The 5,832-nt window shown below is 43.9% G+C and carries 7 protein-coding genes; 6 read left to right on the plus strand and 1 reads right to left on the minus strand.

From position 1 onward, the window contains the following. Together ACQEXR_RS19525 and ACQEXR_RS19530 are read left to right on the plus strand one after the other, a co-directional pair. Positions 1-423 (plus strand): colicin E3/pyocin S6 family cytotoxin (locus ACQEXR_RS19525; protein ID WP_427020962.1); only part of this gene is annotated, 423 nt, incomplete at its 5' end. Between the two features lie 2 nt (positions 424-425). Beyond that, positions 426-647, plus strand: coding sequence for a DUF7683 domain-containing protein (locus tag ACQEXR_RS19530; RefSeq protein ID WP_331428653.1), 222 nt, complete (start codon positions 426-428; stop codon positions 645-647). Between the two features lie 581 nt (positions 648-1,228). On the opposite strand, the gene ACQEXR_RS19535 is transcribed toward ACQEXR_RS19530, so the two are convergent. Continuing rightward, positions 1,229-2,188 carry a transposase gene (locus ACQEXR_RS19535; RefSeq protein WP_427020963.1) on the minus strand — a complete coding sequence of 320 codons (960 nt, stop codon included), beginning with the start codon at positions 2,186-2,188 and terminating at the stop codon, positions 1,229-1,231. Between the two features lie 90 nt (positions 2,189-2,278). Between ACQEXR_RS19535 and ACQEXR_RS19540 the strand changes: the two genes are divergently transcribed. From ACQEXR_RS19540 to ACQEXR_RS19555, 4 genes are read left to right on the plus strand one after another with little or no spacing between them, the layout of a single operon-like run. Next, positions 2,279-2,914: an SDR family oxidoreductase gene (locus ACQEXR_RS19540; protein ID WP_427020964.1), complete on the plus strand. Its 636-nt coding sequence runs from the start codon at positions 2,279-2,281 to the stop codon at positions 2,912-2,914. Between the two features lie 13 nt (positions 2,915-2,927). Beyond that, positions 2,928-3,554, plus strand: coding sequence for a tetratricopeptide repeat protein (locus tag ACQEXR_RS19545; protein ID WP_331428373.1), 627 nt, complete (start codon positions 2,928-2,930; stop codon positions 3,552-3,554). 3 nt (positions 3,555-3,557) lie between these two features. Further along, positions 3,558-4,214 carry a response regulator gene (locus ACQEXR_RS19550; RefSeq protein ID WP_269377557.1) on the plus strand — a complete coding sequence of 219 codons (657 nt, stop codon included), beginning with the start codon at positions 3,558-3,560 and terminating at the stop codon, positions 4,212-4,214. Beyond that, a complete protein-coding gene (locus ACQEXR_RS19555; RefSeq protein WP_427020965.1) occupies positions 4,204-5,631 on the plus strand; it encodes an ATP-binding protein in 1,428 nt (475 codons plus the stop codon). The genes ACQEXR_RS19550 and ACQEXR_RS19555 overlap by 11 nt, the downstream gene beginning before the upstream one ends. Positions 5,632-5,832: the final 201 nt, after the last annotated feature.

Raw genomic sequence — 5,832 nt, forward strand, 5'->3', positions numbered from 1 at the left:
AATATCTTGGTTCACCCAATTGAAGAGCATGAGCAAGAAATTGGCACGGTTCTCTACCCAGAAGAAGATCTAGCCGAATATATTGTCATCTTCCCTGCGGATGCTGGGTTGCCTCCTCTTTACCTTGTTTTCAACAAACCTACCTCGGGTTCAGCTACGAACCTTAAGTATGTACCAGCTCCAAGAGGGAATCCTCCATTACCTGCATTCCCTGAAGCTAAAAAAGCCAAAGAGAAAACATATGTGCAAGGTGGCGGCAAAAAAAGACCGAGATGGAAAGATAAAAAGCGAATTTATGAATGGGACTCCCAACACGGTAAAGTGGAAGTATATGATAAAAATGGTAACCATATAGGTGAGTTTGACCATGAGACAGGAGAGCAAACTAAACCTAAGGATCCGAAGAGAAAAGTGGAGAAATAGTTATGTATGAATTAAATTTCTACAGTAAAGACACTGAAGAACTTGTAATGGAAATTGAGCTGAAAGGTTTATCCGGTGATGATGTATTGAGGATTTTTGGGTTTGCTTTAGAGGGGAATTGCGCAGATGTATCTCCTGCTCAATTGTCTGAAATAGAAGCCTGTATTGGCTATACCTTTCAAAAGGTTGAAAGTGATATCTCAATATGTGAAGTCATTGATTAGGTTTGTGTTTTTCGCATTAATTGGACATTTTTGATTGCTTGTTTTTAAGAGTTAAGTCGTTTTTTAACAGATAACATATACCTTCAAATTGGCGCTCGATGGCAACATTCAAATTGGCGCTCGATGGCAACACTTTATTGCTGAGTTGGATAATGGTATCACTATTACCTGGACACCTGACAGAATATGACAGAATAACAAGGACAGGCACCATAAAGAATATTGACCAGCAAGTCAGCAAGTCGTTGCACTATCCATATTTTCAGCCAACACAACCATCACTCATGAACTACTGATGATTTTATTGGCTAATATAACGAAAAATGCGAAGTGAAGAATTGATGCGGCGTAGCAAAGCAATCGCGCGGTAGGAAGAATAACAAGGACAGGCACCATAAAGAATATTGACCAGCAAGTCAGCAAGTCGTTGCACTATCCATATTTTCAGCCAACACAACCATCACTCATGAACTACTGATGATTTTATTGGCTAATATAACGAAAAATGCGAAGTGAAGAATTGATGCGGCGTAGCAAAGCAATCGCGCGGTAGGCATTTTAAATGCTGAGTTCATTCAGGTTCACTCAATTTGAAAGGCGTGCACCCTTTGTTTATTCAAATTAGGCTTGAAGTGGTTCAGAGTGTGGCGTGACGCTATGTAAAACACACGCTTAGATTCTAGCTGGGTAACGACCTTTAACCATTCTGACTGAGAAAGGGATAGCCGCTGTAAAATTGGTGGGAGCTTTCTATTTATACTCGCTTTTCCCTGCCTGAATTGCCTCGCACTCCAGTCTACCAATTCGATGTAATCAACCAATCGGAAAGGAATGCCAGGAATCATGTCATTGGAAGGGGCACCAATAAAAGGCGCTAGAGATTCTGGTGTTAATTGATGGCTGGCAATGGCATCCAATCTCAGTTTTATCGAAGTATGAGGAGACTGCTCTGGAGTATGGGCAATGTTTGCCCTGACAGGGTTTAAATCGGTATAGGCCATCGCGGCTAACAAAGCCTTTTCGTCGAGCAAGGCCTGGCATTTGTAGCGGCTTTCCCAAAAGTGCCCTTTGCATTGGTCTTCTTGGTTGGCCCTTAGCGCAATTTCAAAATTAAGCTCTTTCATAAACCAGCTCAAGCTATAAAGACGTTGGCGCCAAGACTCTATAATCGCGTGCGCTGCACCCAATTCGGCTTCGGATGAGATGTCTCCTTGTACAAACCTTTCAACGAGTATTGGAAGATTATGCAGCCTTTCCCAACGCTCGATAACTTGATGAGCGGTTAAAGTGGATGCCCGTTCTTTATCAATATGCACGACAATATGGTAGTGGTTACTCATGACGGCATAGGCGCACACATCTATGGTGTAAATTTGAGAAAGAAGGTGTATCCGCTTCTCAACCCATGATTTTCGATGTTCGTAATCACGTTTGTGCTGCGTGTCATAACCACATAAAAATGAACGCCGAACACAACGAGATATACAGTGATAGTAACGTGTGGCCTCTAAACTGACTTGCTGTTTTCGCGGTGTAGTCATGATTTACCCTCCTTGTTCTGTTGGATAAGAGTGAGTGAAGAAACATCACAAGAAAACAGGTAAAGTGAGAAAATTGCAGCGATGGGGGTAATGTATGTAATTGACTTGTCTGTTACTTTTTTATGGTGCCTGTCCTTATTAGTTAAACGCGCGATTGGAGAGCGCCGTAGAATCAATGCCGTGATTAACAATGCGGGCTGTAATGATTTTGCGTTATTGAGCGGTAAATCTCCACAGCAAATCGAGCAAGAAATTAATCTCAACTTAGTCGCGCCAATCATGATTTGCCAAACCTTGATTGGATCTATCTCTCAGCCGGGTGTGATGCTCAATATAGGCTCTACATTTGGTTCGATTGGTTATCCTGGATACACGACCTACTGCGCGGCTAAGGCGGGGCTACATCGGTTCAGCGAATCTTTAGATCGCGAGCTGAACGGTAGCGGTATTCGAGTGCTGTATTTGGCGCCGCGAGCCACTGATACCGCGTTGAATAGTAGTGCTGTGAATCAGATGAATCAAAAGCTCGGCAATGCCGTCGATTCTCCTCAACGCGTTGCTAAGCACGTGCAGAGCATGATCGAAAAAGAGACCAGTGCCAAATGGATCGGCTGGCCCGAAAAGCTATTTGTTCGCATAAATCAAATTTTACCAGGTGTGGTTTCATCAGCGATTAATAAGCAGAAAGAAACCATTAATCAGTACGTTAACCGCGTTAGTCATTAGTGAGGGAAGTAACATGAACATCAAACTAATAGGAATTATGTCGATAGGGCTTTGGGCTTCACTGGCTAATGCGAATGAGGCACAAATACAGACTGTGCAAAAAGAGTGGGCTCTATGCCAGTACAACACGCCAGAAGATAAGGACAAACAGCAATGCCTTGAAGCATTGATCAGCAAAAATAACCAGTACTTACGCTCGAATCCGAACGATCCGGAATTAAAAGTTTGGTTAGCGATCAATAAAGCGTCATTGGCGGGAGCAAAAGGTGGTTTAGGAGCGCTATCATTAGCGGAAGAGGCGAAAGAGTTGCTAGAGCAGGTTATTGATACATCACCGGCAACGTTAAATGGTTCCGCCTATACCAGTTTGGGATCTTTATACTATAAAGTACCTGGTTGGCCGATTGGTTTCGGAGATGACGAAAAAGCGGAAGAAATGTTAAAAAAAGCGTTAGAGATCAATCCTAAAGGTATCGATCCCAACTATTTTTATGGTGACTTTCTTGCGCAAGATGGACGTAAAGCAGAAGCAAAAGCTTACCTCATGAAAGCGCTACAAGCAGAACCAAGGGCTAACCGCCAGTTGGCGGATGAAGGGCGTAAAAAAGAGATCGAAATAACAATGGCGAGACTGAGATAACGAATGCGTTTATTACTGGTAGAAGATGATGCGCTGTTGGGGCAATCGATGGTGACATCGCTAAGTCGCAATGGCTACACGGTAGACTGGCTAGATAAGGGGGCAGGGGTTACTACTGCACTAAAAACAGAGGCGTTTACCGCGGTGATTTTAGATCTGACTCTGCCAGATATAGATGGATTACAGGTATTGCGAGCCATTCGTCGTGAAGGTTACCAACTACCCGTTATGATATTAACTGCGCGAGATGATATACGCGATCGTGTTCAAGGCTTGGATGGTGGTGCGGATGATTATCTCGGCAAGCCCTTTGCGCTTGAAGAGTTGCTCGCAAGGTTGCGTGTACTGATTCGTCGCCAATCGGGCTGCGCGGACGAAAAAATTGTTGTTGGTCAGTTGAGTCTTTCGTTGTCGGAACATTGCATTCGTTTTGCGGACTCACCACTGAAACTGACCCGTAACGAGTTTAAGATCTTGGCGGGTTTAATGACCAATGCGGGTCGTGTTCAGAGTAAAGATCAGTTGCAACAATCCCTGCATGGCTGGGATGAGGGAGCCAGTGACAATGCGATAGAAGTTCATATCCATAACCTACGCAAAAAGGTGCCTGATATTGCGATTAAAAACATCCGTGGAGTAGGGTACATTCTTGAAAAATAACCTTTTCAAACGACAAGCGCCTTATTCAATTAAGCGCCAACTGACACTGTCCGTGACAATCTTGGTGAGCGTGTTACTGATGGTATCGCTCTATTTTAGCTTTCAGTCAGCCAAGCATGAGGTCGAAGAGGTATATGATGCGCGTCTAGGTCAGTCTGCGAAACTGCTTCTTCTCGCGATATCTTTATCCAAGAACCAAAACGAACTCATCAATCATCGAGATCAGTTCGATAGCTGGATGGACAACATTAGCAAACTGGCTAAAGACGATGACGAAGGCACTGAGTATGGTCACCCGTACGAACAAAACCTAGTCTTTCAGCTTTTTAGCCGCACAGAATTGGTGTGGAGTTCGATAGAAGAGTTGCCCGCGCTATCGACTTCGCCGCAAAGCAATGGATTTTCTGATGTAGAGATCGCTGGTGAGTCATGGCGAACATTTCAACTAGCGTTTGTTGATGAACAAGGAACCAATGAATATGTTGTTGTGGCAGAGAAGCACGAGATCCGACAAGAAATTATCAACGAAATTGCGTTGTCCACTTCGATTGAGCAGCTATTTTTATTGCCAACCCTGCTGGCAGTACTTCTTTGGCTGATCGCCAAATATCTTCGACCCATCGATCAATTGCGCACTGCCATCGCGCAAAGAAATGCTCACCATCTTGATCGAATCCATGTAAAAGATCACACCGTGGAGCTTGCACCATTAGTCGATGCACTCAACACGCTATTGGAAGAACTTGATCTAGCATGGCAGCGTGAAAAACGCTTTACGCGTGCTGCGGCTCATGAGCTGAAAACGCCGCTTACCATATTAAGACTCAATGTGGAGAACGCACTTTCCACGGATGAGCCAGAGCAAAAGCAACAAGCTTTGCACAACATATTGCTTGGCATAGAGCGCACAGACCGCTTAATCCAACAGTTGCTAACTTTAGCTAAAGTTGACAGTGCTTCGGAGCGAGCGATTGATACTGTTGATCTCAATGCTTTGTTGCAACGTGTGATTGGTGACTTGGCACCTTTGGCACTTAAACAGCAACAAGACATATGTTTAGAAGGCAGTGCCAGTCAGTTTCTTGGTGATACAGCCTTAGTCGAAGTATTGTTCAGAAACCTGATCGACAATGCCATCCGCTACTCAGGACAAGGCAGTGAAATTCGTGTGGTGATGAGTGAGCAAAATGGCGTGATAGAAGTAAAAGTGTCAGACAATGGAGAAAGCATTTCTTCTTTAGTCCGTGAGCGATTGTTTGAAGCTTTCTATCGAGGTCAGTCAGATCGAGGCGATGGTGCGGGGCTTGGAATGGCGATCTGCAAAGACATCGCGACACTACACAACGCCTCTATTGAGCTGTTACCAAGAAAAGACGATTGGAATGTATTTATCGTTCGCTTTAGTGCGAATCGATAACCTTGTCGTGTGATTCTAGTCTAAGAAAGAGGCGGATTATCACGACATATGTGATATTTATTCAATTGATTTTATATCCGAACTATAGATATAAAAGCGCAAGCTAGGTAACCTTTGAGCCACTCATAAACGATTCAATAGGGCATGACGTGGGGTATAAGACCGTTGAACTTATCCATTTGATGGCGCACGAATTTCAGC

The organism is Vibrio sp. TRT 2004, assembly GCF_050113735.1.
Classification (GTDB): Bacteria; Pseudomonadota; Gammaproteobacteria; order Enterobacterales; family Vibrionaceae; genus Vibrio.

Bases quoted from the DNA above. Each gene is read 5' to 3' on its own strand.
- ACQEXR_RS19530 (WP_331428653.1), top strand. From the start codon at position 426: ATGTATGAATTAAATTTCTACAGTAAAGACACTGAAGAACTTGTAATG.
- ACQEXR_RS19545 (WP_331428373.1), top strand. From the start codon at position 2,928: ATGAACATCAAACTAATAGGAATTATGTCGATAGGGCTTTGGGCTTCA.
- ACQEXR_RS19535 (WP_427020963.1), bottom strand. From the start codon at position 2,188: ATGACTACACCGCGAAAACAGCAAGTCAGTTTAGAGGCCACACGTTAC.
- ACQEXR_RS19540 (WP_427020964.1), top strand. From the start codon at position 2,279: ATGTATGTAATTGACTTGTCTGTTACTTTTTTATGGTGCCTGTCCTTA.
- ACQEXR_RS19550 (WP_269377557.1), top strand. From the start codon at position 3,558: ATGCGTTTATTACTGGTAGAAGATGATGCGCTGTTGGGGCAATCGATG.